We start from the raw sequence: 26062 nt of genomic DNA on the forward strand, positions 1-26062 counted from the left end.
GGTCAGAGCTTCAGGCGTATCATCTGGTAGGAATAGGCCGGCAGCGACAGGCTCAATCTGCCGTCAGTCATCGAGGCGCCCACTCCCTTCCTAGGGCCGACATTGCCGGGATTCTCGGCTGAATTGACGGCTTTGAGATCGGCGTGCGTCATCATTTGGTGATCAACGATATCAGCCGCGCCGAAACCAGTGATGTCGATCACGGTTTCGATCGCCTCGCTCGAATGGCGGTTGACGGCGAAGAAGGTGACATGGCCGGTTTTGGTGTCGTGCACGCCGGCCACATCGACATAGGAGACGTCGCCCGCGACGGCGGATTTGTAGGTCGGGCTGTCCACCTTCAGATCCAGCGCATTGCCGCGGCCGTAGATCGAGGCATAGAGATAGGGATAGAATATCGTCTGGCGCCATGCCGGGCCGTTGGGAACGGTCATGATCGGCGCGATGACGTTCACCAGTTGCGCCAGGCAGGCGATCTTGACCACATCGGAACGACGGATGAAGGTGTTGAGGATCAAGCCGACCTGCAGCACGTCCTCGAAATTGTAGATGTCCTCGAGCAGCGGCGGCGCAAAGGGCCAGCCGTCATTGCCGCCAAGAATCTTCTTGTCCTGCTCCTTGGAATGGTACCAGACGTTCCATTCGTCGAACGAGATGTAGACCTGCTTGCTGGAGCGCTTCTTGGCCTTGATATAGTCGATGACGCCGGCGACCGAGACGATGTAGTCGTCAAGCTTCTCGCTCATTGCGAGATAGTTCGGCGCGTCATTGGCTTGGTTGTCGAAGTACATATGCAGCGAGATGTAGTCGATCTCGTTGTAGGTGTGGTCGAGCACGGTCGCTTCCCATTCGGGATAGGTCGGCATCTTGGCATTAGAAGAGCCGCAGACCACCAGTTCGAGCGACTTGGAGAAGGCGCGCATCGCCTTGGCGGTCTCATGGGCCAAGCGGCCATATTCGTCGGCGGTCTTGTGGCCGATCTGCCAAGGGCCGTCCATCTCGTTGCCGAGGCACCACAGCTTGACGTCGAAAGGCTCCTGGCGGCCGTTGGCGATGCGCTTGTCGCTCCACTCACTTCCGCCTGGATGATTGGTGTATTCGAGGAAGTTGCGGGCTTCGTCGAGGCCACGTGAACCGAGATTTACGGCAAGCATCATCTCGGTGTTGGCGGATGCGCACCAGTCGGCAAATTCATGCAGGCCGACTTCGTTGCTTTCCGACGTGTGCCAGGCGAGGTCGAGGCGCACCGGGCGCTCTTCCTTGGGGCCGACGCCGTCTTCCCAATTGTAGGCTGAAACGAAATTGCCGCCGGGATAGCGGACGATCGGAACGTTTAGTTCCCTGACCAGATCGATAACGTCTTGACGCATGCCGTTGGCATCCGCCGTCGGGTGGCCCGGCTCATAGATGCCTGTGTAAACTGCCCGCCCCAGATGCTCGATAAAGGATCCATACAGCCGCGGATCGATTTCCGAGACAACATAGTGCGGATGCGCCGTTACGGCTGCCTTCATGCATTCCTCCCACGATATCACAAATGGTGATTTAAATCACCTTATTCGATATCAAAGGGAAGCAGCGCTCGTTCGTCAAGTCAAAAACATCAAAATGTCTGACAAAAGAACGGCGGCTGCGGTCGTGAATTGAGGTAAGATACTGAAATTGCTTCGCTATCTTTAAAACCCGATTTGATGATATCAACTGGTTTTGATCCTGAGCAGGATGTCCTGATCGTAATTTCCAAATCCCTTGCCGAAAATATTGATCCCGCCGGGACGCTCGGCGTCGTCCTTGACGCCGATACGGATGCGGATTGAATGATGGCTCTTGAGGTCGAGGACAGCGAGGCTGGTTTCGGAAATTCTGACACCGTCGACATAGGTGCCATCAGCGGAAATTCGCCAGTTCTTCAGCTTGCCATATTGTGAGCCCTTGAGCTTCCACCAGGAGGGCGTGAAGACGCCGCGCTTGTCGCCGAAATCGCCAGGTGAGGTCCACGTTCCGACATCGATGCCATTGATCGTCAGCGTGATGTCGGAGGGCCAGTCGGCGCTGGTGCCAGGCACTTCCGAGGACAGTTCCACCACCACTTCCAGCTCCGTAATCTCGGCATTGGCAAGCTTGGCATTGTTGGGGAACTGGTATTCGACAAAGCCGCGCGTGAACCACAGCAACCCGGCTTTCATGCGGTCCGGATCGAGAAAAGTGTTGGGCACGTCGAGCAGACCGATGATCCCATCCGGCGAACAGAGGCCGCAGGGCGCCGTGACCTCGAACCCGGTGTAAAGCCCAATCGGCATCGACACTTCGATCGCGTCGTTCTTGACCGAACGATACTCGCTCTTGAAGACCACGAGCACTTCCTCGGCGGTCGGATAGCAGATTTTCTGGCTGCCCTTCTTCGCCTTCTGGTTCTCCGTACGGATCAGGCCAGCATCCTCGAGCACCTGGATATTGGTCGAGACCGTCGATTGCGGCAGCGACAGCACGGCGGCGATGTCATTGATATTCATCGGCCCCTTCTCATGCAGCAATTTCAGCATGGAGATGCGTGCCAAGGAGGCCAGCCCCCTGAGGACGGCAATGCCCTCCTCGGGTTCGATCACAAGAAAATTGCGACTCATGAATTTGCCAACCCTGTGCGAAATCTATATCCGAAATCACCTTGTATATCGGGATGTTTGATTTAATCAATGCGCTGCCGGCTCCATGTCATTTCGGGCCGTAGACCCGCGGGGCGGAGCGATAGCCGTGTCGAGGCGAGCAAGACCGATGTGTCACAGCGAGGCGCGACGCGGCGGACGTGCTTGAGCTTGGAGAAGAAGCGCTGGAGGCGTTTGCGTTCGTGGCAGTCCACTTCGGGGGATTTGAGCGGAATGTTCGGAGTGTCCACGCCCTAAATATCGATGCGCTGCTCGCTGTCGGGGTCGAACAGATTGACGCTCGCCGGATCGACGGCGAGGAATATTGGCTCTTTTCGCCGGCCTGCAAACCTCGGTGGCAAGCGTGCGATGATCGACTGCTCGCCAACCTGCACCGTCACCATGGTTTCAGGCCCGGTAGGTTCCACCACATCAATGACCCCTGTGACCGAAGCTTCATCGCGCGCAACCGCCTTTAGTTCTTCAGGCCTTACGCCCAGGATCACCGGGCGGTCGAAATCGACCTGTCGCTTGCCGGCCGGCATTGCGACCGACACGCCGTTCGCTGCGAAACGCACGCCGCTCGGGCTCGAGGCCAGTCGTCCAGGAAGGAAATTCATTGCCGGCGATCCGATGAAACTTGCGACGAATATGTTGGCGGGCCTTTCATAGATGGTGCGAGGATCGGCCAGTTGCTGGATATGGCCTCCCTTCATCACCGCCACTTTGGTGCCCAACGTCATTGCCTCGATCTGATCGTGCGTCACATAGACGATGCTCGTGCCGAGACGCTCGTGCAGGCGCTTGATCTCCGTGCGCATTTCTACACGAAGCTTGGCGTCGAGATTGGACAGCGGCTCGTCGAACAGGAACAGCTCGGGGTCGCGCACGATCGCCCGCCCCATTGCAACGCGCTGCCGCTGTCCTCCCGAAAGGTTGGCGGGGCGCCGGTCGAGCAGGTGCGAAATCTGCAGCAGTCGTGCCGCGTCGTCGACGGCACGCTTACGCTGGTCTGCGTCCACGCCCCGCATTTCCAGTCCGAAGCCGATATTTCTCTCTACCGACATTGTCGGGTAAAGCGCATAGGACTGGAACACCATCGCGATATTGCGGTCCTTGGGTGCAAGGTCGACGACTGAGCGTCCGCCGATCAGGATGTCGCCGCCGGACGTGTCGTCGAGGCCGGCAATCATGTTGAGCAAGGTCGACTTGCCACATCCGGACGGCCCGAGCAGAACCAGAAAGCCTCCGTCCTCAAGCTCGATGTCGACCCCGTGAAGGACCTGCACGGAGCCATAGGACTTGCGCACGTCCTTGATGGAAAGTGTCGCCATGCGAATACTCCTAACCCTTGATTGCGCCCGCAGTGAGCCCCTGAACCATGGTTCGCTGGACAATGGCGAAGAGAACGACGACAGGCAGGATGCTGAGAATGCCGCCCGCCGCCAGGACGCCCCATGGAAGCTGGAACTCGCCGACCATCAGTTGCAGGCCCACGGGCCAGGTACGGGACCCCTGCCCCGTCGTCAGCATCAGGGCGAACAGGAACTCGTTCCACGCGGCGATGGCAATGAACACCGAACTTGCGACCAGGCCGTTGCGGGCGAGCGGCATGACGATACGGACCATGGCACCAAGCCTGGTCGAACCATCGATGCGTGCCGCGCTCTCGAGTTCCCTGGGTGCGGAATCGAAGAAACCTTTGAGCATCCACACGAACAGCGGCAGCAGGAAACTCGTATAGGCAAGCGCAAGGCCGAAACGGCTGTCTACAAGACCAACGCCGCGCATGACGACATAGAGGGGAATGATCATCATGACTGCAGGAAACATGCGAACGACAAGATAGCCGAGCATGAGCTGAGTTCGGCCCCGAAACGCGAAGCGGGAAAATGCATAGGCCGCAAGCGTACCCGTGGCGACGCAGATCGTCACCGTGAGGAAAGTGACGGTGATGCTATTGCCTATCAGGCGCGGGAAACCGGACTGCGTCCAGATGGCCACATAATTGTCGAAGGTAACGCGCCTCGGTATGTACTGCATCGTCTGGGTGACAATGTCGGCCTCATATTTGAGCGATGTCAGCAACATCCAGATCATCGGACCGATGCAGAACATCGACAGGCCCGCGAGGACGAAGTAGGTAGCAATGTTCGCAACTGTGCGCCGGCGGCGCTTGCTTTCAATCATCGCCCTCTCCCTTGGTAATCCTGGACAGGCGGATGTATGCCGCCGCGAAGATCATCAGGATCACAAACATCACCACCGACAGCGCCGACGCGTAGCCGAAATTGAATTCCTTGTAGGCTGTCTGGAAGGCATATAACGACAGGACCTGCGTGGCATCTCCCGGTCCGCCACCGGTGAGAATGAGGAGCAGATCGGGCGAATTGACCAGACCAATGACGCGCAGGATGACTGCCGCCGCGATGACGGTCTTGAGCATGGGCAAGGTGATCAGCCTGAGCTGCGCCGAGACGCCGGCGCCGTCCACTGCCGCTGCCCTGTAGAGATCTTCGGGAATACTCTTCAGGCCCGCTAGCAGCAGCAAGGCGAAGAATGGAAAACCATGCCAGGCCTCGACGAGGACGGTCGCCGCCAGGGCGGTATTGGGATCCGCGAACCAGGCCTTGTAGGTCTCCAGCACGCCCACGCGGACAAGAAGGTCGTTGATGACGCCAAGCCGCGGATCGAGCAGCAAGGCCCACATATGGCCCGCAACGACGTTGGGGAGGAAATAGGGAAGCAGGATAAGCACGGCGAAGATCTTCGTGCCCGGCAAATCCCTGTTGAGGGCTGTCGCGGCGAGAAGGCCAAGCGCCAGTTCCAGCACGATGGCGGCAGTGACCCACACAACTGTATTCTTCAGTGCGATCCAGAAGACCGGGTCGGACCACATTCCCGCATAGTGTTTGAAGCCGACCCAGCCATCCAGCCCGGGACGCGTCAGACGCATGTCGCGAAAACTGATGGCCATGCCGTAAAGCGTCGGATAGGCGATCACCAGAAGGATCATGACGAGGCTGGGGAGGAGCAGTAAGTACATCCAATATCGGGTCTCGGACAGTTCGCCGAGGGCCCGCAAAGGCAGATATCTGCTTGAGCTTGACGTCATGTATCTCCGGAGCGAAAGCACCGTCCCGTTGCGTTCAAAGCACGGCTACACGTCGGAGCAGCCGTGCCGGGATGTCAGCGAAGGGCCGCTTCGAGGCCTTGGATCATCCGGTCCACAGCCTGTTCCGGCGTCGATTGACCCGTGAGCACCGATTGGAAAGCGGGATTGACGACATTCTCGGACCAACCCGCCGCGCCAACGAAATTGTTCGGCAGGCGTCCGAATTTCAGCGTTTCGACAGCCGCGTTATAGATTGGATTGCCTGTGATCCGCTGATCCTGCAGGGCAGCGGCGGAGGCCGGGAAATAGCCCGTGCCCTCGAGCAAGGTCAGCGCAGCATCGGTCTGGCCCCAGAAACTCACCCACTGCCAGGCGGCCTCGATATTGTCTTCCTTCATGATACCGTTGCCGGCGTAGGCGACGCGGGCGACATGCGCCTTCGGACCGGCCGGCATCGGTGCGGTCGAGAACTGGTTGCCCTGCTTCATCGCAGCCGAGATTTCGTTCAGCGAACCGGTATGGTGCCACACCATCGCGGTCTGCCCGGTGCGGAAGCCCTCCATGATCTGGCGGTAGCTGTCATTGGGCGCGCTCGGCGGCACAACCTTTTCCTTCAGGAAGAGATCTGAATAAAACGTTATCGCCTCGACCGCCGCCGCCCTGTCGATGGCTGGCTGTCCATCCTTGACGATCGGCGAGCCAAACGCCTCCATGACATCGATGACGTATTTGAAACCGCCGGCGCCGGCGCGCATGCCGAATGCATACCTGCCCTTCGACGGATCGGTGAGCTTGCGGCAGGCACCCAGGAATTCGTCGAATTTCGTGGGTGGCCCGGCCAATCCGGCTTCCTCGAAATAGTCGGCGCGGTAGTACATCCAATCGACGAAGGCAAAGGCGGGAACCGCATAGATAGCGCCGTTGCTGGAAAGCCCGGTCCAGCGATTTTCGGGAAAATTGGCCTTGCCCTGCCATCCGTTCACCCGCTCGGTAAGGTCAATCAACCCCTCCATCGCGGTAAGATCGGCGAAGCGCTCGGCAATCACCATGGCGGTATCCGGACGCCCACCGGTCAGCACGGCCGAAGAGACCTTCGCCATGTATTCCGAGTTCGGGATGTTCTCCTGGGTCACCGCCACACCCGCATTCGCCGCCTGAAACGATCCGATAATCTTCATCAGGCTGGTCATTTCCGACTGACTGGTGAAATGGTGCCAGTAACTGATGGCATTCGCGGCACGGGCACCGCCGACGCGCCCTGCCATCGCAAGAGCCGCCGAACCCATGAGAAACTGCCTCTTGTTCAACTGCATGCGACCTCCTCCCAGATATCAGATCAGCAATCTGATCGATCAGTTGCAGTTTTTGGGTAGCATCCTTTCCCACGCCGTGCAACCGCGCCGGCGCGCAAACTGGGAAAACGACTGATCGCTACCGGCCTATCAGACGAGACCTAGATTCCGTTGCATCGCAGCCTGGAAATGGGACTGCAGCTTTGCTTCGGCGGCATCCGCATTCCTGGTGCTGCAAGCCTCGAGGATGTCGAGGTGCTCCTTGATCGTCCGGACCATGATAGGCGCGGTGATCTTGCGGTCGAGCCGCAGCAGGCGCAGATAATTGTGCATGCGCCGGTAGGCGCTGTCGATCAGAGGATTGTGCAATGACGCAATGATTGCGCCGTGAAACTCTCCCTCCAGCGCGTCCATTGCCTCCAGTTGTTCCTTTCCGAGGCCATCCCGCTCCACGCTTCTAAGCATACGGGAATGCCGGATTTCCAAGGCATTCATGACGGTTTCGTCGCCTTGTTCGGCAAAGACGCGGATCGCCGAGCGCTCAATGATGGCGCGGAATTGGTAGGTGGCACGCGTTAGCTCCATGCCGGGCCTGATGAACTGGATGCCGGAGCGCGGGTGGATTATCAGAATCCCTTCCGCCTCCAGAACGCGCAGAGCGTCCCGAAGCGGGGCAACCGGCACGTCGACGATCGCGGACAACTCGTTTTGAGAAACGAAGGCCCCTGCAGGAACGCGCCTGTCGAACAGGCCCTCCAGAATACGCTGATAGGCAATATCGCTCATACGGACGGCTGCCCCCAGGCCGGTAGAGACGGTTTTTGCTTTGCCCACCACTTGCGGCACCCCCATTGGTCCGATACTAAAGACGCAATCTGATAGATCAGTTTATCATTGTAAACGATCAGAAAGCCCTTGTGATGAGCCTTTCGCATTTTCGTATAACCCGATTTCAGTTCGCCCGCGACCGGGTAATCGGGGACAGTCAAGTTCGGGTGGACGACGTCAACGTCGCCACTTTGGAACTCGTTTCGGAAAGCGGCGAGGTGGGGCTGGGGTTCATCCAGACGCTCTTCAATCCTCTACCCGATCAGACGGAGATCGAGACTGTTTTCGAACACGAGGTTTGGCCGACACTCAAGGGGCACAAGGCGATAGCGCTGGTTCACCGTGTGAACCGCCCGCGCGGCGGCAACCAGCGGACCTATTCGCTGCCCTTTCACGAGGCGGTTCAGGTGGCGCTTTGGGATCTTGCGGGGAAGGAAGCCGGCCTGCCTCTTCACGTCTTGCTTGGCAGTCGCCGCAACCGCGTGAAAGCCTACGCCAGCGGCCTCGATTTTCACCTCGACGATGAGGCGTTCGTCTCGTTGTTCTCTCACGCGGCATCGCTTGGCTACTCCGCTTTCAAGATCAAAGTCGGCCATCCGGATTTCGACCGCGATCTGCGGCGCCTGGAGCTGTTGAAGACCTGCGTTCCGGCAGGCTCAAAAGTCATGATCGATCCGAACGAGGCGTGGACATCGAAGGAAGCGCTCGTGAAATTGGTCGCGATCCGCGATGCCGGTCACGATCTTCTCTGGGTCGAGGATCCAATCCTGCGTCACGACCACGAAGGATTGAGAACGCTCAGGCATGCCGTGACATGGACCCAGGTCAACAGCGGCGAATATCTGGATCTTCAAGGCAAGCGGCTTCTTCTGGAAGCCCATGCAGCCGACATACTGAATGTCCACGGCCAGGTGACCGACGTCATGCGCATCGGGTGGCTAGCCGCCGAACTCGGAATCCCGGTCAGCATCGGCAACACCTTCCTGGAGGTTGGCGTGCATATGGCGGTCGCACTTCCCGAGGTCGAATGGCTGGAATATTCGTTCCAGAATTTCGATCATCTGGTGGAGCAGCCCATCGAAATCCGAGACGGCTACGTCTATGCGCCCGATCGACCCGGCCATGGACTGGTGCTTTCCGAAAAAGCACGCGGCGAATGGAGGAGACCGAGGCGACTGGCCCGGTCGGAACTGGGCACAGCGCCCGAAAATCCACGCTTTGTCCCGTGAAGCAGAAGAGAAGCTGAAGCCCAGACTGGGCGGCGGTCGTCGGCTTATCGACTGCCCAAGGTCAAATCGATCTCGGTAATGTGCCAGCGGCCGAGATTGGCGGTGTAGAGTTTGTTACCCTTGAAGGCGATATTGGTGGGATGCGCCAGCGTGGTTGCCGCCGGATCCTCGATCAGCACTTCGAGCCCCCGATCGTTGGACCAGCAATAGATCCGGCTGGGCTCGTAACACGAGATGAACAGCGATCCGTCCGGAGCGAAGGCTAGGCCATCCGGGACGTTATGCACGCCCTCGATGACGACCTGCTTCGGCCCAGCCTCACCGTCGGCAAGGATCGGCACATGGCTGACACACGAGGCATTGCTTTCAACCACATAAATCCCGCTCCCCTCCGGCGCCATGGCCATGCCATTGGCGAAGGACATCGCCTCCTGGCACCACAGACGGCCTTCGCCCGTTTCGAGATCGTAGCGGAAGATGCCGGAACGATTGTCCTCGCCGACGCTGTCCGACACATAGAGCCAGCCCCTCGCCTCGTCGACGATGGGATAATTCGGCACGCGGATGCCGGACGACGCGAAGCGCTCCATGCGCGCTGTCGCGGCATCCCAACGAAAGATCGCCGCGTGCTTCAGGTCACAGGCGAAGCAGTTCCCCATGCTGTCGAAAGCAATGCCAAGAAGGAAACCGTCCGTGCCGCCCATGCGCTCAACCGAGCCGCCGTCGGCGGCAAGCCGCAGGAGGTCGCCGGTTTCGGTGCCGCACCAGATCGACCCGTCACGGTGGACGGCCACGCCCTCCGGGTGCGCGACGCGAGGGCTGGTGAAGATGCCATCGAAGAAGACGCGCGCGGCGGACATATCGAGCAATGGTTTTGCCATCGAGCGCTCCTCAGCTTGCGATGTGCGATTTCTGTGCGGCGATGCAGAGCTCGACCATCGCGCGGTCGGCGGAGAGTATCTCGGCGATCAGCGCGCCGCGCTCCTTGGCGCTGACAAATTCGAGGCGCCGCAGGCCGAGCGGGTCGATGCGATTGCGCAGAACAGCGAGCGCATCGCTGGAAGGCAGCGGAACCTCCCGGCAATCGGCGTCGAAGGTCACCGCAAACCCGGTGGCGTCGCGGATCTGCTGCTGCATGACGCCGGGCATGGTCTCGATGACGATCAATTCCCGGGATGTCCGGTCGAGCCGAAAGACGCAGAGATCGGTGAACACCAGCGCCTGGCCGGTGCGATAGCCCATCGGCTCTCGCTCCTCCGGTGTCAGCAGCCCGCGGGCGGAACTCACGATCTCCACCTCATCCACCAGCGACTGGACCGAATGCCGAGGAATGTAGAGCAAATAGTCGCGGTGCATGTTGGCGACATCGGCCATGCCGCCTTGCCCTGGCAACCGTATCAGGCCGCCGCTCGGTTTGCGCAGCGCGATGGTGTTGACGCGGCCGCGTCGGTCGACCTGCGCCGCGCCAACGATCTCATGCGTCACCGCACCTGCCTGATAGTAAGTCGAGTAAGTGTCGTCGCCGCCGGCATGCGTCACCGCCGTCTCGCAATCAAGGCTTTCGATCAGCGACAGGATCATCGGGCTCGGCGCTATGTCGAGATGGCCGCAGCTCATCGTCGCGATGATCATGTCGGGCGCATGCGTCGCCTTGGCCAACCGGTAGGCGACGTTGGCCAGCGGCGAGACAGCGCCGGCGCTGGCAAAACTCTCATTGTCGAGTTCGGCGGCGATGCGGGCGGCAATGATCTCGTCGATGGATGCTTTCTCCGCATCATGAGCGAGCGCCGGCATTGCGAGGGCCGTTTTGGCGCGAACCTTCGCAGCCCTTTGCAGCGGCTTCGGCACGCCATCGGAGGGCAGCCGCAGACTGTCCGCCAAGGGCGTTTCCCGGGCCGCCAATGCCTGCGACAGTGCCTGATAATCGGTGACATAGAATGGCAGGCACGAGGCCGGCCAGGCACCGCCCGGCATAAGCGCTATGGCCGAAACCTGGTTGCGGGTCAACACGCTCTGGCGCCCGTCTTGCCGCAGCGCCCCGACCGGGACGATTTCCTCGACCGTGACCAGCACCTTGCGCGCCGCGCCCGCCATCGCGAAGTCCAATGCGCGCGGGCCGATGACCTGAACATTGCCGTTTTCATCCGCCCGCTGTGCGTGGACGACAAACGCATCGAGCCTCAGCGGCGGGATAAATCCCATATCTGTTCCGGCAATCGGATCGGGCATGGCGCTCGCACCCGGCAAACGCGACAGCATGTCCGACCCTTCCGGAAGCTGGAACGGCATGGACGGCAGATTCTGCTGTGCCGCCCGCAGCGCCTGGATCATGGCCAGAGCCGTCCAATCGCGAACCGGTATCGCCTCGCTTTCGGCGGCGGCACGGAATCTTGGTGGCAGGCCGAAAATATCGAGGCTGGAAAAGCAGAGGTCGATTTCCGCCGCCGCACCCGCTTCGAGCAGCAGTTCGAGCGGCAAGCCGCCGGCCCAGCAGACGTAACGCAAATCCTTGACGCCCGACTGGGCTATCGCGCGCAGCAATGCAATCGGCAACCGAGCGAAATGGTGACCGCCGACGCCAAGCGAGTCGCCTTGTCGGACCATCGCGGCCAGCCCTTCGATATCAGTGAAGCGCGGCCGGTTCGACTTGACCAGGGACATTGCGGCACGATCATTCACAGCGCGGACGCCTCGATGCGGTAGCGGGTCACAAACGGCTTTTCGGTTGAGAATTCCAGCGCCGTCGCAACGCCGGATTGGGCCATGGGATTGCCGGCCAGCGCAAGCATCGTGCCTAGCCGCTGGACGGTCAGCGCGCAGGTCTTCACGGCCCAGCCTTCTTTGTAGTGCTCCTGTCGGCGAACTCCTTGACCCGCTGCTGGCCGATCTCGCTGCGATAGAGGTCGCCCAATATGCCGCGCTCCATGGCGAGGCCTGAGGCCAGGTCGCCCGAAACGGCATGCAACGTCAGCGCCTTCAACCCTTCGATCGCGGCGGCTGGCTCGGCGGCAATTATCTCAGCCAATTCCAGCGCGCGCGGCATCAGCCTGTCGACATCGACGACCTCGTTGACAAGGCCGGCAGCGACGAATTCAGAGGCCGGTACGATGGCGCCGGTCATCAGCAGAAGGTTGGCACGGTTGCGGCCGAGCTTGGCGACGCTACGTTGCGTGCCGCCGCCGCCGGGAACCAGCCCGAGCTTAATCTCCGGCAGACCGAGCTTCGCGAACTGGTTGGCGATCACGATGTCGCAGCACAGCACCAGTTCCATGCCGCCGCCGAGGGCAAAGCCGTTGACCGCCGCGATCACCGGTTTGCGGTTGTTCTCGATCGCCGCGTACATGCGCATGCCGGCAGCCTGGAACGTGTCGAACTCGGCGGCGGTCTGCGCGGCGTATTCCTTGATATCGGCGCCGGCCATGAAGCCGCGACCTTCGCCGGTCACCACGATCGCTCCCACGCCCGCATCGCTGGACAGCGCCTCGAACGCGTCGGTGATCTCACCTTGCATGATCCGATTCATGGCGTTGAGCTGGTCGGCGCGGCGGAAGGTGACGACCGCGACACAGCCAGAAATTTCGACCGTGAGTGTCCGGTAGAAGCGCATCGTCAGGCCGCGTCCACGGTCATGTCGCCGGACGCCTCCAGTGCTGCGATTTCCTCGTTGGAAAGGCCGAACTCGGCCAGGATCTCGCGGCCATGCTGGCCGACCAGTGGCGCCGGCCGCTCGATGGTCGCGGGCGTCTCGCTCATCTTGACCGCGGGTGCCACCACCCGCACCTTGCCGCCGCGCGGATGATCATAGCTGGTGATCATGCCCATATGCTTGACCTGCGGGTCTTCGGCCGCGCGGCGGATATCCTTCACCTCGGCGCACCAGACGTCTACCGCCAGCAGCCGTGCCAGCAGATCCTGCGTGGCGAATTTCTTCGTCTCCGCATTGACCTTCTCGAACACCTCGTCGCGCTTGTCGAACAAGGTCTTGAGGTCGTCATAGACGGCAAGCTGCGGCGCCTCCAGCACCTCGTACAGCGTCTTGAACGGGCTCATAGCGATCGAAATGTAGCCGCCGTCCTTCGCCTCGTAGATGCCGAACGGCGCCTGCATGCCGGGATGGCCGATGCCGGAATTGGGCCGGACAAAGTCCTCGCCGAGGTTGAGCACGGCGACATATTCCTGATTGAGATGCGCCAGCAGGCCGGCCAGCAGATTGACCTCGATCCTCTGACCTCTGCCGGTCTTCTCGCGATAGTAAAGCGCCGACAGGATGCCGTAGACCATGTTCATGGCGCCGATCTGGTCGGCGAGCCCGGCGCCGGCCGGGACCGGCGCCTGGTCGCCGCGGCCGGTGTTGGCAATCAACCCGGCTAGCCCCTGGATCAGCATGTCCTGGCCGGGGCGCTCGACATAGGGTCCTTCCTCGCCATAGCCTGAACCCGAACAATAGATGATGCGCGGGTTGACAGCCCTAAAGTCCTCATAGCCATAGCCGAGCTTGGCCAGCACGCCGGGGCGGAAATTCTGCACCACCACGTCGGCGGTCTTGGCCATCTCCATGAGGATGGCGTGCACCTTGCGGCTCTTCAGGTTGAGCGCGATCGAGCGCTTGTTGCGGTTCCAGGCGAGGAAATTCGGGCTCTCGGAGCCGCCCACCCATTTGGCGAAGAAGGTCATGCCACGGAACATGTCGCCGGCGCCGGCACGCTCGACCTTGACGACGTCGGCGCCCATGTCGCCGAGCAGCTGTGTGGCGAACGGCCCCTGCAGCAAATGGCTGAAATCGAGGATGCGGACGCCTTCGAGGGCCTTGTTCATTTCAAATCTCGTTTCGTGTTTTCAAAGCAGTTCGGGAACATAGCGCGGTGCGGCGGTCAGTCCGCCATCCACACGCAAATCGGTGCCGGTGGTGAAGCCCGCGGCATCGGAGGCGAGATAGACGGCGGCTTCGGCCACTTCGGAAGGTTCGCCTATGCGGCCGAGCGGATGCATCTTGACCCAAGCCTTGGCCAAGTTGCCGCCGATCTCCTTGATCAGTCTGTCGTTCATCGGCGTGTTGATGGTGCCCGGCGAGATCGAATTGACGCGGATGTTCACGGGGCCGAACTCGACTGCCATTTGGCGCGTCATCGCCATCACCGCGCCCTTGGCACCGGCATAGGCGGTCCAGCCATCAAGCCCGATGTGCCCCTGTGCGGAGGCCATGTTGATGATCGAGCCGGACTTCTGCGCGATCATGTGCGGCAGCGCGTATTTGCAGCCGTGAAACACGCTGGTCAGGTTGACCGCGATCAGCCGGTGCCACTGCTCATCGGTCATCTCGTGCACCGGCATGCCGCCAATGGCGATGGCGGCATTGTTGACCAGGATGTCGAGGTGCCCGGTCTTCTTGACGGCGCTGTCGATGAGGCCGGCAATGTCGGCCCCTTGAGAGACGTCGCAATGCACGTAATCGGCCTGACGGCCGGCGGCGCGAAGTGCGGTCGCGAATTCCTCGCCCGCGCCGTCGGCTATGTCGCCGAGGAAAACATGCGCGCCTTCGCGCGCCATCGCTTCAGCGATCGCGTGCCCGATGCCGTCGGCAGCACCGGTGATGACGGCGGTTTTCCCTTCGAGACGGGCCATGTCAGCCTCCATTCGCGCGCCGGCGTTTCGCCTCGTCGAAGGCGACCGCGGCGATGATGATCATGCCGGTGATGACCAGCTGCCATTCGGTCGGCAGGCCGAGCCCGCGCAGGCCGTTGGACAGGAACTGCAGGATCAGCACGCCCAGCGCCATGCCGGTCAGGCTGCCGATGCCGCCGGCAAGGCTGACCCCACCGAGCACTGTCGCGGCAACGACCTGGAATTCGAAATTGAGCCCCGCCGTATGCTGCGCCGAGCCGACGCGCGCGGCGAGAATAATGCCCGCGACCGTCGCCAGCAGTGAGCTGATGATGAAGCAGATGAACTTGACGCGCCGCACATCATAGCCAGCCAGCCGCGCCACTTCCTGATTGCCGCCGACGGCATAGATCTGCCGCCCGAACGGCCGATGCTGCATCATGTAGGCGAAGGCGCCGAGCAGGACGATGGCGATGACAGCCGAATAGGGGATGGTGTTGAACAGGCGGCCATCCGACAGAGCGATAAAGCTGTCGAGGCTGGCATCGTCCGGGATGGCGCGCTGGCCGGTATAAAGATAGACACCGCCGCGCATGATGAACATCGTGCCCAAAGTCACGATCAGCGAGTTGATGCCGGCATAAGCGGTGAGATAGCCGTTCACCACGCCGATGATCAGGCCGAACAGCAGCGCGCCACCGATGCCGAGCCACAGCGAGTTGGTGTCGTTCATGATGATGATCAGCGGCAGGGCAATGGTCGCGACCAGCGAGCCGATCGAGATGTCGACCTCGCCGGAAATGAACACGATGGCACAGCCAATGCCGGCGATCAGCGGCAGCGACGCCTGGCCAAGCACGTTGGTCAAATTGCGCACGGAGAAGAAATTCTCGACCGTGAAGGAAAAGAACGCCAGAACCAGGATAAGGCAGACAAGCAGTGCCAGTTCCTGTCGGGCAACGAGACGCACCAGCATGGATGGTTGGGCCTTTGCGGGGGCCGTGGCTGCAAAGCTCATCGCGTGCTCCCTTCGAGGTGGGGCTGATCGCTTGATGTCGTCATCTTACCCGATCGCCGCATTGAGGATCTTCTCCTGTGTGGCTTCCTCGCGCGACATGATCACGGTCAGGCGGCCTTCGCACATCACCGCGATCCGATCCGCAAGTCCGAGCAGCTCCGGCATCTCGGACGTCATCATGACCACCGCCAGGCCTTCGCCGGCGAGCCGGTCGATCAGCGCGAAGATTTCCGACTTGGCACCGACATCGATGCCGCGCGTCGGCTCGTCGACGACGATCACTTTCAGGCCCCGCATCAGCCAACGCGCGATCAGCACTTTCTGCTGATTGCCGCCCGACAGGTTCTTCACCTGCTGGAACAGGCTGGGCGTCTTGATGCGGAAACGGTCGACATAGTCCTGCACCGCCTTGTGTTCCTTCGCCTTGTCGACGAACCCCAGGCGGGCGAAAGCACCGAGCGAGGCCAGGCTTGCATTCTGGTAGACAGGCAGTTCGCCCATCAGCCCTTCGCTCTTGCGGTCCTCGGTGAGCAGGCCGATGCCGAGCTTGACGCCGGTGCGCGTATCGTGCGGCACGAGCCGGCTGCCGTCGACGGTGATCGTACCCGCGGTGATCGGGTCATAGCCGACGATCGCCTTGGCGAGTTCGGTGCGGCCCGCGCCCATCAAGCCGAAGAAGCCGAGCACCTCGCCGGCTCGCGCCTCGAAGGAGACGTCGGACAGCTTCTTCGCCGTGCTGAGGTTCTCCACCGACAAGGCAACCCTGCTGCCGGCCGGGCCACGCTGGCGGGGAAACAGATTGTCGATGCGCCGACCGATCATGTCCTGGATCAGCGTGTCGTTGGTGTGCTCGCCGATCGGCCTGGTCGAGATGTGGCGCCCATCACGCAGCACGGTCACCGTGTCGGCGATCTCGAAAACCTCGTCGAGCTTGTGGCTGACATAGACCACCGCGATGCCAAGGCTGGCCAGCCGGCGGATGACTGTGAACAGTAGCGAAACCTCGTTCGGCGTCAGCGAGGACGTCGGTTCGTCCATCACCACGACGCGGGCTTCATGGGCGAGCGCACGCGCGATCTCGACCATCTGCTGCTGGCTGACCGGCAGCGATCCCGTGCGTGCCGCCGGATCGACGTTGAAGCCGATGCGGTTGAACAGTGCGGCGGAATCGGCGCGAATCTTCTTCCAGTCGATCGAGCCGGCTCTGCCGGTCGGATAGCCTTCCAGGAAGATGTTCTCGGCAACGGTGAATTCGGAGATCAGCGCGATCTCCTGAAACACGACCTTGATGCCTTCCTTCAAGCTGTCGCGCGGCGACTTGATGTCGACCTCGTGCCCGCGCATGCGGATGGTGCCGGCATCCTTGCCGTAGACACCAGCCATGATCTTGATCAGCGTCGACTTGCCGGCGCCGTTCTCGCCCATCAAGGCATGGATCTTGCCGGGCTCCAGGCTGAAGTCGACATTGTCGAGCGCCACGACGCCGGGGAAGCGCTTGTCGATGCCGCGCAGTTCGAGCGCCGGCACACTGGTGTCGATGGCCCCGCCTTCGCCAGGGTGAAGGAAATCAACGGACATTGGCTTTGTTCCGGATGATGTCGAGATAGGTTGCGAGGATGATGACGACGCCCGGCACCACCATCTGCAGGTCCTGGTTCCAGCCGAGAATGATGATGCCGTTGTCGATCACCTTCAGCACCAGCACGCCGAGCAAGGTGCCGAACAGCGATCCACGGCCGCCGAGCAGGCTGGTGCCGCCCAGGATGACGGCAGCAATGACCGTCAGTTCGAAGCCTCGGCCGGCGGTCGGCTGGCCGGCATTCATCAGCGACGACAGGATCATGCCGGCAACGCCGACGCAGAGCCCGGTGAGGACGAAGGCAAACAGCTTGAGGCGCTCGGACCGAAGGCCGGACAGGCGCACCGCCTTTTCATTGGCGCCAACCGCATAGAGGTAGCGGCCGAGCGTGGTGAAACGCAGCGTCACATAGGCGACCACGAAGATCAGCGCCGCCAGAATGACGGGGACCGGCACCGCGCCGACATAGCCGGCGCCGAGATCGGTGAAGCTCGCGAGCTGGTTGTGGTTCTGCACCGCCTCGCGCGTGAACAGATAGACGCCGCCTTGCAGCATCATCATCGTGCCGATGGTGGCGATCAGCGAGTTGACCCGGAGCCTGGTGACGACCAGCCCATTGAACAGGCCGACCCCGCCGGCAAAGGCAAGGGCCGCCAGCAAGCCGAGCGTGAGGCTATGGGTAGAATTGAGCACCGCCATGCCGATGCAGCCGACGAAGGCGAGTGACGCGCCGACCGACAGATCGACCTCGGCGGTGATGATGAGCATGGTCATGCCCGAGGCAACGATCAGCACCAGCGCGCATTGGCGCAGAATGGCGATGATGTTGGCCTCCGAATAGAATTGCGGCGCCGCGATCGAGATGGCGATGCACAGCACCGCCAGGATGACACCCAGCACAAGCTGGCTGCTGCCCAGCAGCTGTCCGCCGACAAAGCGCTTCGGCGCGGAGGCGTGTGTAAGCTCGCTCATCTCAATCCATTCGGGCCGCTATGGTTCAGGCGCCCTTCCCGCACTGCGGGAAGGGCAAAGTCAGCCAGCTTTATTTCTTCAGGTCGGCGGAGGTCTTCATGCACTTTGCCGGCGGCTGCAGTGCGTTGACGGCATCCCATTTGATGGTGCGGGTGGTGCCGTCGTAATCATAGAACTTCTTCCAATCCTCGCCGTTCATTGGTGCGGTCGGGCTGACGATATGCTCCGGCACTTCCTCGTTGTTGAAGAGCTTGACCGCAGCATCGATTGCCGTGAAGCCTTCCTTTTCCGGGAACATCGCGGCCTCGATGCGATACGACGGCTCGTTCTGCATCGCGTTGATGAAGGCAAGCCCCTCGCCGCCGGTGCCGACGGTCAACAGGCCATCCTGCGACTTGCCGGCCGCCTTCCAGGCCTGCAGGCCGCCCAGCGACGACGAATCGTTGATGCCGTAGATGATGTTGATGTCGGCGTTCTTGGCGAGTGCCGCCGAAGACACTTCGAGCGCTCGGTCGGGATTGCCGCCGCCGTCAAGGTCGTGGACCATGACCGCGTCAGGGATGACGGTCTTCAGCCCGTCCATGAAGCCGTGCGAGCGCAGCACCGTGGCGGAGAGCAGCGGCAGGCCGACATTCATCACCTTGGCAACGCCGCCGAGCTTTTCCTTGGCATATTTGCCGGCTTCGACGCCGGAAAAATAGCCAGTGTCATAGTCGCAGATGGCGACCATCGTGGTCATGCCCTTGACCGGATTGCCCTCGAGCACCACAGGAATGTTGGCGGCTTTGGCCTGGCGCAGCAGCGGTACCACACCTTCTTCATTCACCGGCGTGATGATCAGCACATCGACGCCCTTGGCGATGAAGTCTTCGGCTGCAGCGACCTGCTTGGATATGTCGAGGTTGGCGTCCTGCACCTCGACCTCGATGCCGAGTTCCTTCCCGTGAGCCTTCATGCCTTTGATGACGTTCTGGTACCATTCATGGGTGGCGTAATTGGTGACGTAGCCGATGCGCTTCGGCATGTTCTCGGCATGTGCGGCCGCCGCGCCCATGGCCAGCACGGCCGCGGATGCAAACAGGATTGACTTGGACCAGTGCATTTTCTTCTCCCAGGTTTATCGCTTTTGTTAATCGCTGAACGGATAGCCCCGCCGTTCCGGGTCGGCACGTAACGAAGAGTTGGATTCCCCCCAGCCGAGCTCCGCCGATATCTTCTCGGCGGCTGCCCGGGTGCGTTCGAAGATGGTTTGCCGGTCGAACCGTGCGGCCTTCTGCGGCAGCAGCGGGACCGTGAGTGCGGCGATGACGGCGCCGGTGTGATCGCGCACCGGCATGGAGATGTTGGTGCAGGCTTCGACGGCCAACGAGGCACGCATCTCGTANGGCGCCGGTGTGATCGCGCACCGGCATGGAGATGTTGGTGCAGGCTTCGACGGCCAACGAGGCACGCATCTCGTAGCCGAGCCTAGCCACCTCGTTCAGCCGTGCTTCGATTTCGGCCCGCGTGCCCTGTCCTTCGCCGGCGGTCACGATGCGATCGACAATGCGGTCGCGCTCGGCCCGGTTCGAATGGGCGAGCAAGACCGCGCCTGAACTGGTTTCGAGGATCGGGAAATGCGAGCCCAAGGCAACCGAGTAGCGCATCGGCAGTGGTGAATCGATCTGCAGCACCACCAGCGCGTTCTGGCCTTCGCGCACCACGAGGTGGCAACTCTGATCGGCATTGGCGGTCAGCTCGCGCATCACCGGCAGCGCGCATTCGACCAGCCGGTTCACCGGCGGGTGCATGTGCGCCAATTCGAACAGCTTCAGCGACAGGCGGAAGCGGTCGGACTGCGTGCGAAAGATATAGCCGCGCTTTTCCAGCAGGAGCAGGATGCGGTAGATTTCGTGAATGGAGCGTCCGAGGCCGGCCGCGATCTCGGTCTGGGTCAGCGTTTCGGCGCTGGCTGCCATGAACTCAAGGACGTCGAGCGCCTTGTCTACCGCAGGCACACGATAGCCGTTGCGGCCGCTTTCGCTGTCGTCGAGCGTCTCGGCAATACTGGCGGCCATCACGCAATGCTCCGTTCCGGTTGCCTGGTTTCGCGGTAGAGGCGATTCACATGGTCTGCTAGTTCGGCCGCCGAAATGTCGCCGGCGATGGCGGCGGCCGCATGCGGCGCGCATTCGCGGAAGAAGCCGATGAAGCCAGGATGCGTCGGACGCAGATAGGACGAGCTGATCGTCGCAAGCGTCGAGTTGAAGAAATTGCCGCAGAGATGATTGACCTCGACATCTTTCCAGGCCGCCAGCGATCCCGGCTGTCCGCCCGACTTCACATAGTCGCCGCGCTGGTACTCGGGCGAACACAGGAACACCGAGTAGTCGATCGCGGCCTGCTTGTGTTTCGACCGGGCGCTGACGCCGATACCGGCACCGCCGAGCAAGGCTCCGGCAGAACGCGGCGTCGGCACGTCGGCAAAACGCAGACATGGCCTGTCGGTCCTGGAGGCATAGTTCACATAGCCGAATGCGAAAGGCACATAGACCACGTCGTCATGCGCGATCATGTGGTCACAGCAGCGTATCGGGTTCCATTTTGCTGAGTTCGGATGCGACAGCGCCGCGAGCTCTCGCAATTGAGCGACAGCCTGCTCGACCATCTCCCTGGCAATGAATTGTTCACCGTTCTCCTGTGGGCGGCCAAGCGTCAGAAGCATGCACATGGCATCCGTCGGGACCGACGGCAGGCCGAGCCACTTGCCGTTCTTGCGGGCGCGCCGACCAAGCTCGACCACCTCGTCATGTGTGCGCGGCACCAGCCCGTAACGCTCCAGGAGATCCGGGCGATAGGACGCGACCTGACAAGCGGCATCGATGGGCAACGCCCATTGGCGTCCGTTTCTTGCGTAGGAACGCCAGGACGCACCGACCGAATCGTGTTCGAAGAAACGGATTTGTTCGGCCGACAAATAGGCGTCGAACGGCACCATCAGCTCATCCTCCGCGATGTCTCCGATGAAGGGGTGGTCGAACACGACCAGATCGTAAGTGCCGAGCACCGGCCCGAGGGCACCCTCGCCGAATTCATAGAGGCTGCGGCGGTCCCATTCGATTTCAAGGCCTGGATTGCCAGCGCAATACGGCGCCACGCTGGCGTCGAGCGGACCCCAGCAACGTCGATGATCCCACGCAAGACCGCGCAGTCTTGTCATCTCAGGCAATTCCTCCCTGGAACCGAGCATGTCCGCCCGGCCCGCAGTCGTAGCAGGTATTTTCACATAGACAAGTAACTTTTACATATGCAAAGGGCAGTTCGCCTCCTGACAGCTTCAAGCCAGTCCGAACCGCTCGACGGCGCGCATGATGCCACGCAGCTCGGCGAGGCCTTTCAGCCGGCCGATCAGCGAATAGCCGGGATTGATCCTGGTCTTGCCGATATCGTCGGCGAGCAGGTGGCCGTGGTCCGGCCGCATCGGAATGCGCCAGTCGGCGCGGCCCTCGTTGCGGCGCCGCGCCTCTTCCTGCATCAGAGCGAGGATGACATGCGCCATGTCGGTGCCGCCCTCGAGATGCTCGGCCTCATAGAACGAGCCGTCATCCTCGATGGTGATGTTGCGCAGATGGACGAAATGGATGCGATCAGCGAATTCCTTGACCATGGCGACGATGTCGTTGTCGGCGCGCGTGCCGTAGGAGCCGGTGCAGAACGTCAGACCATTGGCGGGGCTGTCGACGGCGTTGAGGATGAAACGCGCATCCTCGGCGGTCGACACGATGCGGGGCAGGCCATAGAGCGAGAAGGGCGGGTCGTCGGGATGGATGCACATGCGCACCCCCTCCTCTTCGGCGACCGGTATGATCTCGCGCAGGAACCAGGCAAGGTTGTCGCGCAATTCCTTCGGCCCGATCGCATCGTATTCCGCTAGGGCCTCGCGAAAACTGTCCCTGTTGTAGCTGCGCTCGGTCGCCGGCAGGCCGGCGATCAGGTTGCGCTCGATCCTGTCGATCGCCTCGCTGCTCAGTTCCTTCAGCCGCGCTTCCGCCTCGGCGATGCGGGCGGCACTGTACCCGGCCTCGGCATTGCTGCGCTTCAGCACGAACAGGTCGTAGGCCGCGAAATCGATCGCGTCGAAACGCAGCGCATAACCGGTCGTCGGCAGCCGATAGGCCAGGTCGGTGCGGGTCCAGTCGACCACGGGCATGAAATTGTAGCAGACCGTCGCGATGCCGGCCTTGGCAAGCGCGCGGATCGTGTCACGATAATAGCCGGCGTAACGCTCGCGTTCCGGTGCGCCGATCTTGAACGAATTATGGACCGGGATGCTCTCGACAACCGACCATGTCAGGTCAGCGGCCTCGATGATCCGCTTGCGCTCCAGAATGCTCTCAAGCGGCCAGGCGCGGCCATCATAGATGTCGTGCAAGGCCGATACGATGCCGGTCGCGCCCGCCTGCTTGACATGATCGAGTGTTACCGGGTCGTTCGGTCCATACCAACGCCAGCACTGTTCCATGAAGCCTCCTCAATGTCAGGTGGGCGACATTATTGTTGGACCACACACCTGTCAACACGCTGAATTCTTCTTGAATCAACCGATGGCGGGATCCTTTTTCGACCTTTCGCCGGGTGCCGATTGATTTCCCATCCGTTTCAGCCTAGCCTTGGTCCAACAAATAAGAAGGAACAAAGCCTTGGATCAAGAAGTGGCGGACGATGCCGGGGCCAGCAGTTCGGCGGTCGACCAGACGGTGCGGCAGATCCTCGACCTCATTCGAAACCGCGCCATGTCCGTGGGCGACGTGCTGCCCACGGAGCGGGAACTTGGCGAGCTGTTCGGCGCCAGCCGCAACACGATACGCGAGGCGCTGCGCACCATCCGCACGTACGGACTGATCGATCCCAAGCCGCGTGTCGGCGCAGTGCTGGCCGACCGCCAGAATGTCGCTATCCAGAACTTTTTCGCCGCTCAGATGGATATTTCAAGGACCTCTTTTCACGACATACAGGGGTTTCGCCGCATCATCGAGTTGGGCATCGGCGACCATATCGTCCTTAATGCGAGCACCGCCGAACTCGACGCCCTGGACGAAGTCAACGGCCTGATCGAAGCCAGCAAGGATGTCCAGGAAGCCGCGCAGCGCGATTTCGATTTCCACCTGGCGCTGATGAAGCTCGCCGGCAACCGCATGCTGGTGCAGACCTATCAGTTCCTGTCGCCGGTCATCCTGCACATCATGACCGTCGGCAAATCGATCCGGCCGGTGCTGAGCGAAACACGCCAAGCCCATGGCGAGATCATTGCGGCTTTGCGGGCGCGCGACCGCATCGCCTACAGCTACCTGATGAGCCGGCATCTCGATTCCGGCCTGCGCTTCGTCCCCGACGACCTCGAAAACGCCCGCACCTCGCCGGCGCTACCGGACCCTTCCAAGGATTTGCATCATGTCTGACTTTGAGAACAAGGTTGCGCTGATCACCGGCACGACCGGCATCGCGCTCGCCACCGCGAAGCGTCTGGCGCAGGGAGGTGCTGCGATCGTCGCCTGCGGTATCGATGTGGCAGCCAATGCTGCCATGCAGGAAAGCCTCGTCCGAGCCGGAGCGAATGCGCTGGTGCAGACGGTGGACGTTTCCGTTTCCGACCAGGTTCGCGACGCGGTCGCGGCGGGCGTCAAGCGGTTTGGCGGCCTCGACGTCATCGTCAATTCCGCGGCGGTTCATCCCTACGGAACGGCGACGACGACCGACTGGGAGACCTGGAACCGGGCGATGGCGGTCAATGTCGGTTCGATCTATCTGACCGCCCATTTCGGCATCCCGGAAATGATCAAGCGTGGCGGCGGCGCCATCGTCAACGTCGCTTCGGTGCAGGGCTTCGCCTGCCAGCAGGACGTCGCCGCCTATGCCACGACCAAGGGCGCCATCCACACGCTGACGCGATCGCTGGCGCTCGACTACGCGGCGGCAGGCATCCGGGTCAATTCGGTCAGCCCAGGCTCGATCCGTACGCCGATACTCGAGAAGGCCGCACGCGGCGACAATGGCAGCGATGCCGATGTCGAAGAGGCCTACCGGCGCTTTGGCGCGGCCCATCCGCTTGGCCGTATCGGCGAGCCGGAGGAGGTGGCGGAGTTGATCGCCTTCCTGTGCTCGTCGAAGGCCGGCTTCTGCACCGGCGCGGACTACAGAATAGATGGCGGCCTGACCGCCGGCATCGGCGTGAAGTAAGGCCGTGAAGATCGGCCTTGGCCTTTACCGGGAGTCGCTGACCCCTGATAATTTCCGCTTTGCCCGCCAGGCAGGCGCCACCCACATCGTTGCCCACCTCACCAACTATTTTCGCGGCCGCGATCCTTCGCTGTCTGCCGGCAGCGATGCCGAGGGTTGGGGCGATTGCTCAATCGATGAGCTGTGGGATTACGAGGATTTCATCGGTCTGGTGAAGACCGTGCGCGACAACGGTCTCGAGATCGCCGCGATCGAAAATTTCTCGCCGCGTTTCTGGTCGGACGTGCTGCTCGGCGGTCCTGACAGGGCAAAACAGATCGAAGGCTTGAAGCGCCTTGTTCGCGATGCCGGACGTGCCGGTATTCCCTGTATCGGCTACAACTTCTCGATCGCCGGCGTCTGGGGCTGGTCGCGCGGCCCATTCGCTCGGGGCGAGGCGATGTCGGTGGGGCTCGATCTCGCTGCCATCGATCCCGATATGCCCCTCCCCGACGGCGTGGTCTGGAACATGCGCTACCGTGCCGGCCGGCCGAATGCCGAGCCGGTGAAGGTCAGCAGCGACGAGCTTTGGCAGCGGCTCGATGTCTTCCTTCGCGAGATCATACCGGTGGCCGAAGAAGCTGGCATTGTGATGGCGGCGCACCCCGACGATCCGCCGGCCGAAGCGCTGCGTGGTACCGCACGGCTCGTCAACCTGCCGCAGAAATATGACCGCCTGATGGGGATCATCGACTCGCCGTCCAATGGGCTGGAGCTCTGCCTCGGCTCGCTGCAGGAGATGCCCGGCACCGACGATATCTACGGACACGTCAGGCGCTTCGCACGCAGCAAACGCATCGGCTATGTCCACTTCCGCAACGTGCGTGGCAAGGTTCCGAACTATCACGAAACCTTCGTGGACGACGGCGATATCGATATGGCCGAAATCGTCCGTATCCTGCGCGATGAACATTATGACGGCGTGATGATCCCCGACCATACGCCGGAGATGTCCTGCGACGCGCCCTGGCACGCCGGAAAGGCCTTTGCCTTGGGCTACATGCGCGCGCTGGTCCAGAACGCTGCTGCGCTGGGGCCTTCACGGACCGCCCAAGCCAGCAAGATCCGAACGAAAGCCTCATGATAAAATCGACGCGCCTTTATGATCCCAACCTAGTGAGATCTACGGCGCGTCCCCACCCACGTGTTGAGGGCGAACTGATGGCGACCTGAGTGCCCATGGCGCGCTGGTCAACGGCTTCGCTCGCGACCCGGGACGGCGTCCGCCGCTCCGAACCGGAAACGCCGCCAAAAATACCGTCAGCACCCATCCTCAGAATCTCGACACCTATGCGAACGGGCAAGATCAAGCGGCATGAACGCCCTTTGATCGTCCCGCTCGCCGACAGCACGATCTATGAGAAGGAGACCTCCCATAGCCAAGTGAGAGATGAGCACCGGTGCACTGATCTAGGTCCCCGTGCAACTCACCTTGACCGCTGCGGAATTACACTTGGATCTCACGCAGTTCGCCGAGCCAGCCTTCTGTTCGGCAAAGAGCGCTGGCCGCCATCCGTGAGCTCAAGCGTGC

At 61.6% G+C, this 26062-nt stretch carries 24 protein-coding genes; 4 read left to right on the forward strand and 20 right to left on the reverse strand.

The window, feature by feature from the left end; genetic code table 11:
* Positions 1–2: 2 nt before the first annotated feature.
* The 7 genes from X744_RS168620 to X744_RS168590 all read right to left on the reverse strand — a co-directional run bounded on the left by X744_RS168620 (position 3) and on the right by X744_RS168590 (position 7835).
* A complete protein-coding gene (locus tag X744_RS168620) occupies positions 3–1514 on the reverse strand; it encodes an alpha-N-arabinofuranosidase (RefSeq protein ID WP_023756750.1) in 1512 nt (503 codons plus the stop codon).
* Between the two features lie 183 nt (positions 1515–1697).
* Complete coding sequence (locus X744_RS168615; RefSeq protein ID WP_023756751.1) at positions 1698–2624, reverse strand: helix-turn-helix domain-containing protein; 927 nt, start codon at positions 2622–2624, stop codon at positions 1698–1700.
* 272 nt (positions 2625–2896) lie between these two features.
* Positions 2897–3976: a sn-glycerol-3-phosphate ABC transporter ATP-binding protein UgpC gene (gene ugpC / locus X744_RS168610; RefSeq protein ID WP_023756752.1), complete on the reverse strand. Its 1080-nt coding sequence runs from the start codon at positions 3974–3976 to the stop codon at positions 2897–2899.
* 10 nt (positions 3977–3986) lie between these two features.
* Positions 3987–4832 (reverse strand): carbohydrate ABC transporter permease, encoded by an 846-nt coding sequence (locus tag X744_RS168605; protein ID WP_023756753.1) that lies wholly within the window; start codon positions 4830–4832, stop codon positions 3987–3989.
* A complete protein-coding gene (locus X744_RS168600) occupies positions 4825–5688 on the reverse strand; it encodes a sugar ABC transporter permease (RefSeq protein ID WP_245266357.1) in 864 nt (287 codons plus the stop codon). The genes X744_RS168605 and X744_RS168600 overlap by 8 nt, the downstream gene beginning before the upstream one ends.
* Positions 5689–5831: 143 nt before the next feature.
* Complete coding sequence (locus tag X744_RS168595; protein ID WP_023756755.1) at positions 5832–7070, reverse strand: sugar ABC transporter substrate-binding protein; 1239 nt, start codon at positions 7068–7070, stop codon at positions 5832–5834.
* A 129-nt stretch (positions 7071–7199) separates the two neighbouring features.
* Complete coding sequence (locus X744_RS168590) at positions 7200–7835, reverse strand: GntR family transcriptional regulator (protein WP_156938465.1); 636 nt, start codon at positions 7833–7835, stop codon at positions 7200–7202.
* Between the two features lie 134 nt (positions 7836–7969).
* Between X744_RS168590 and X744_RS168585 the strand changes: the two genes are divergently transcribed.
* Positions 7970–9106, forward strand: a complete 1137-nt coding sequence (locus X744_RS168585; protein WP_023756757.1) for a mandelate racemase/muconate lactonizing enzyme family protein — start codon at positions 7970–7972, stop codon at positions 9104–9106.
* Positions 9107–9150: 44 nt separating this feature from the next.
* Here the strand turns inward: X744_RS168585 and X744_RS168580 are convergent, their stop codons facing one another.
* The 13 genes from X744_RS168580 to uxuA form a co-directional block, all read right to left on the reverse strand.
* Positions 9151–9987 (reverse strand): SMP-30/gluconolactonase/LRE family protein, encoded by an 837-nt coding sequence (locus X744_RS168580; protein WP_023756758.1) that lies wholly within the window; start codon positions 9985–9987, stop codon positions 9151–9153.
* A gap of 10 nt (positions 9988–9997) precedes the next feature.
* Complete coding sequence (locus X744_RS168575; protein WP_023756759.1) at positions 9998–11785, reverse strand: CoA-transferase; 1788 nt, start codon at positions 11783–11785, stop codon at positions 9998–10000.
* On the reverse strand, positions 11782–11934 hold the full coding sequence (locus X744_RS1000000173360; protein ID WP_023756760.1) for a hypothetical protein: 153 nt from the start codon (positions 11932–11934) through the stop codon (positions 11782–11784). Before X744_RS1000000173360 ends, X744_RS168575 begins: the two co-directional genes overlap by 4 nt.
* Positions 11931–12713, reverse strand: a complete 783-nt coding sequence (locus tag X744_RS168570; protein WP_023756761.1) for an enoyl-CoA hydratase/isomerase family protein — start codon at positions 12711–12713, stop codon at positions 11931–11933. Before X744_RS168570 ends, X744_RS1000000173360 begins: the two co-directional genes overlap by 4 nt.
* 2 nt (positions 12714–12715) lie before the next feature.
* On the reverse strand, positions 12716–13921 hold the full coding sequence (locus tag X744_RS168565; RefSeq protein WP_023756762.1) for a CaiB/BaiF CoA-transferase family protein: 1206 nt from the start codon (positions 13919–13921) through the stop codon (positions 12716–12718).
* 21 nt (positions 13922–13942) lie between these two features.
* Entirely contained in the window at positions 13943–14728 is a 786-nt protein-coding gene (locus tag X744_RS168560; RefSeq protein ID WP_023756763.1) for an SDR family oxidoreductase, read from the reverse strand.
* A 1-nt stretch (position 14729) separates the two neighbouring features.
* A complete protein-coding gene (locus tag X744_RS168555) occupies positions 14730–15725 on the reverse strand; it encodes an ABC transporter permease (protein WP_023756764.1) in 996 nt (331 codons plus the stop codon).
* A 45-nt stretch (positions 15726–15770) separates the two neighbouring features.
* Complete coding sequence (locus X744_RS168550) at positions 15771–17303, reverse strand: sugar ABC transporter ATP-binding protein (RefSeq protein ID WP_023756765.1); 1533 nt, start codon at positions 17301–17303, stop codon at positions 15771–15773.
* A complete protein-coding gene (locus X744_RS168545) occupies positions 17293–18276 on the reverse strand; it encodes an ABC transporter permease (protein WP_031259451.1) in 984 nt (327 codons plus the stop codon). Before X744_RS168545 ends, X744_RS168550 begins: the two co-directional genes overlap by 11 nt.
* A gap of 70 nt (positions 18277–18346) precedes the next feature.
* Positions 18347–19330 (reverse strand): sugar ABC transporter substrate-binding protein, encoded by a 984-nt coding sequence (locus tag X744_RS168540; protein WP_348626146.1) that lies wholly within the window; start codon positions 19328–19330, stop codon positions 18347–18349.
* On the reverse strand, positions 19257–20333 hold the full coding sequence (locus X744_RS1000000176175) for an IclR family transcriptional regulator (protein WP_023756768.1): 1077 nt from the start codon (positions 20331–20333) through the stop codon (positions 19257–19259). The genes X744_RS168540 and X744_RS1000000176175 overlap by 74 nt, the downstream gene beginning before the upstream one ends.
* Positions 20333–21475 carry an extracellular solute-binding protein gene (locus X744_RS168535; RefSeq protein ID WP_023756769.1) on the reverse strand — a complete coding sequence of 381 codons (1143 nt, stop codon included), beginning with the start codon at positions 21473–21475 and terminating at the stop codon, positions 20333–20335. Before X744_RS168535 ends, X744_RS1000000176175 begins: the two co-directional genes overlap by 1 nt.
* Positions 21476–21592: 117 nt before the next feature.
* On the reverse strand, positions 21593–22777 hold the full coding sequence (gene uxuA, locus X744_RS168530; RefSeq protein ID WP_023756770.1) for a mannonate dehydratase: 1185 nt from the start codon (positions 22775–22777) through the stop codon (positions 21593–21595).
* A 178-nt stretch (positions 22778–22955) separates the two neighbouring features.
* On the opposite strand from uxuA, the gene X744_RS168525 reads away from it, so the two are divergent.
* The 3 genes from X744_RS168525 to X744_RS168515 are packed head-to-tail and all read left to right on the forward strand — an operon-like array spanning position 22956 to position 25615.
* Positions 22956–23714, forward strand: a complete 759-nt coding sequence (locus X744_RS168525) for a FadR/GntR family transcriptional regulator (RefSeq protein WP_023756771.1) — start codon at positions 22956–22958, stop codon at positions 23712–23714.
* Positions 23707–24492: an SDR family oxidoreductase gene (locus tag X744_RS168520; protein ID WP_023756772.1), complete on the forward strand. Its 786-nt coding sequence runs from the start codon at positions 23707–23709 to the stop codon at positions 24490–24492. Before X744_RS168525 ends, X744_RS168520 begins: the two co-directional genes overlap by 8 nt.
* Before the next feature lie 4 nt (positions 24493–24496).
* A complete protein-coding gene (locus X744_RS168515; RefSeq protein WP_023756773.1) occupies positions 24497–25615 on the forward strand; it encodes a mannonate dehydratase in 1119 nt (372 codons plus the stop codon).
* Positions 25616–26062 lie beyond the last annotated feature (447 nt).

Source organism: Mesorhizobium sp. LNHC252B00 (genome assembly GCF_000502955.1).
Classification (GTDB): Bacteria; Pseudomonadota; Alphaproteobacteria; order Rhizobiales; family Rhizobiaceae; genus Mesorhizobium.

What these genes read in the sequence shown, in the direction of transcription:
- X744_RS168620 (WP_023756750.1), bottom strand. Translation starts at nt 1,514, where the DNA reads ATGAAGGCAGCCGTAACGGCGCATCCGCACTATGTTGTCTCGGAAATC.
- X744_RS168615 (WP_023756751.1), bottom strand. Translation starts at nt 2,624, where the DNA reads ATGAGTCGCAATTTTCTTGTGATCGAACCCGAGGAGGGCATTGCCGTC.
- ugpC (WP_023756752.1), bottom strand. Translation starts at nt 3,976, where the DNA reads ATGGCGACACTTTCCATCAAGGACGTGCGCAAGTCCTATGGCTCCGTG.
- X744_RS168605 (WP_023756753.1), bottom strand. Translation starts at nt 4,832, where the DNA reads ATGATTGAAAGCAAGCGCCGCCGGCGCACAGTTGCGAACATTGCTACC.
- X744_RS168600 (WP_245266357.1), bottom strand. Translation starts at nt 5,688, where the DNA reads ATGTACTTACTGCTCCTCCCCAGCCTCGTCATGATCCTTCTGGTGATC.
- X744_RS168595 (WP_023756755.1), bottom strand. Translation starts at nt 7,070, where the DNA reads ATGCAGTTGAACAAGAGGCAGTTTCTCATGGGTTCGGCGGCTCTTGCG.
- X744_RS168590 (WP_156938465.1), bottom strand. Translation starts at nt 7,835, where the DNA reads ATGAGCGATATTGCCTATCAGCGTATTCTGGAGGGCCTGTTCGACAGG.
- X744_RS168585 (WP_023756757.1), top strand. Translation starts at nt 7,970, where the DNA reads ATGAGCCTTTCGCATTTTCGTATAACCCGATTTCAGTTCGCCCGCGAC.
- X744_RS168580 (WP_023756758.1), bottom strand. Translation starts at nt 9,987, where the DNA reads ATGGCAAAACCATTGCTCGATATGTCCGCCGCGCGCGTCTTCTTCGAT.
- X744_RS168570 (WP_023756761.1), bottom strand. Translation starts at nt 12,713, where the DNA reads ATGCGCTTCTACCGGACACTCACGGTCGAAATTTCTGGCTGTGTCGCG.
- X744_RS168565 (WP_023756762.1), bottom strand. Translation starts at nt 13,921, where the DNA reads ATGAACAAGGCCCTCGAAGGCGTCCGCATCCTCGATTTCAGCCATTTG.
- X744_RS168560 (WP_023756763.1), bottom strand. Translation starts at nt 14,728, where the DNA reads ATGGCCCGTCTCGAAGGGAAAACCGCCGTCATCACCGGTGCTGCCGAC.
- X744_RS168555 (WP_023756764.1), bottom strand. Translation starts at nt 15,725, where the DNA reads ATGAGCTTTGCAGCCACGGCCCCCGCAAAGGCCCAACCATCCATGCTG.
- X744_RS168550 (WP_023756765.1), bottom strand. Translation starts at nt 17,303, where the DNA reads ATGTCCGTTGATTTCCTTCACCCTGGCGAAGGCGGGGCCATCGACACC.
- X744_RS168545 (WP_031259451.1), bottom strand. Translation starts at nt 18,276, where the DNA reads ATGAGCGAGCTTACACACGCCTCCGCGCCGAAGCGCTTTGTCGGCGGA.
- X744_RS168540 (WP_348626146.1), bottom strand. Translation starts at nt 19,330, where the DNA reads ATGGGCGCGGCGGCCGCACATGCCGAGAACATGCCGAAGCGCATCGGC.
- X744_RS168535 (WP_023756769.1), bottom strand. Translation starts at nt 21,475, where the DNA reads ATGACAAGACTGCGCGGTCTTGCGTGGGATCATCGACGTTGCTGGGGT.
- uxuA (WP_023756770.1), bottom strand. Translation starts at nt 22,777, where the DNA reads ATGGAACAGTGCTGGCGTTGGTATGGACCGAACGACCCGGTAACACTC.
- X744_RS168520 (WP_023756772.1), top strand. Translation starts at nt 23,707, where the DNA reads ATGTCTGACTTTGAGAACAAGGTTGCGCTGATCACCGGCACGACCGGC.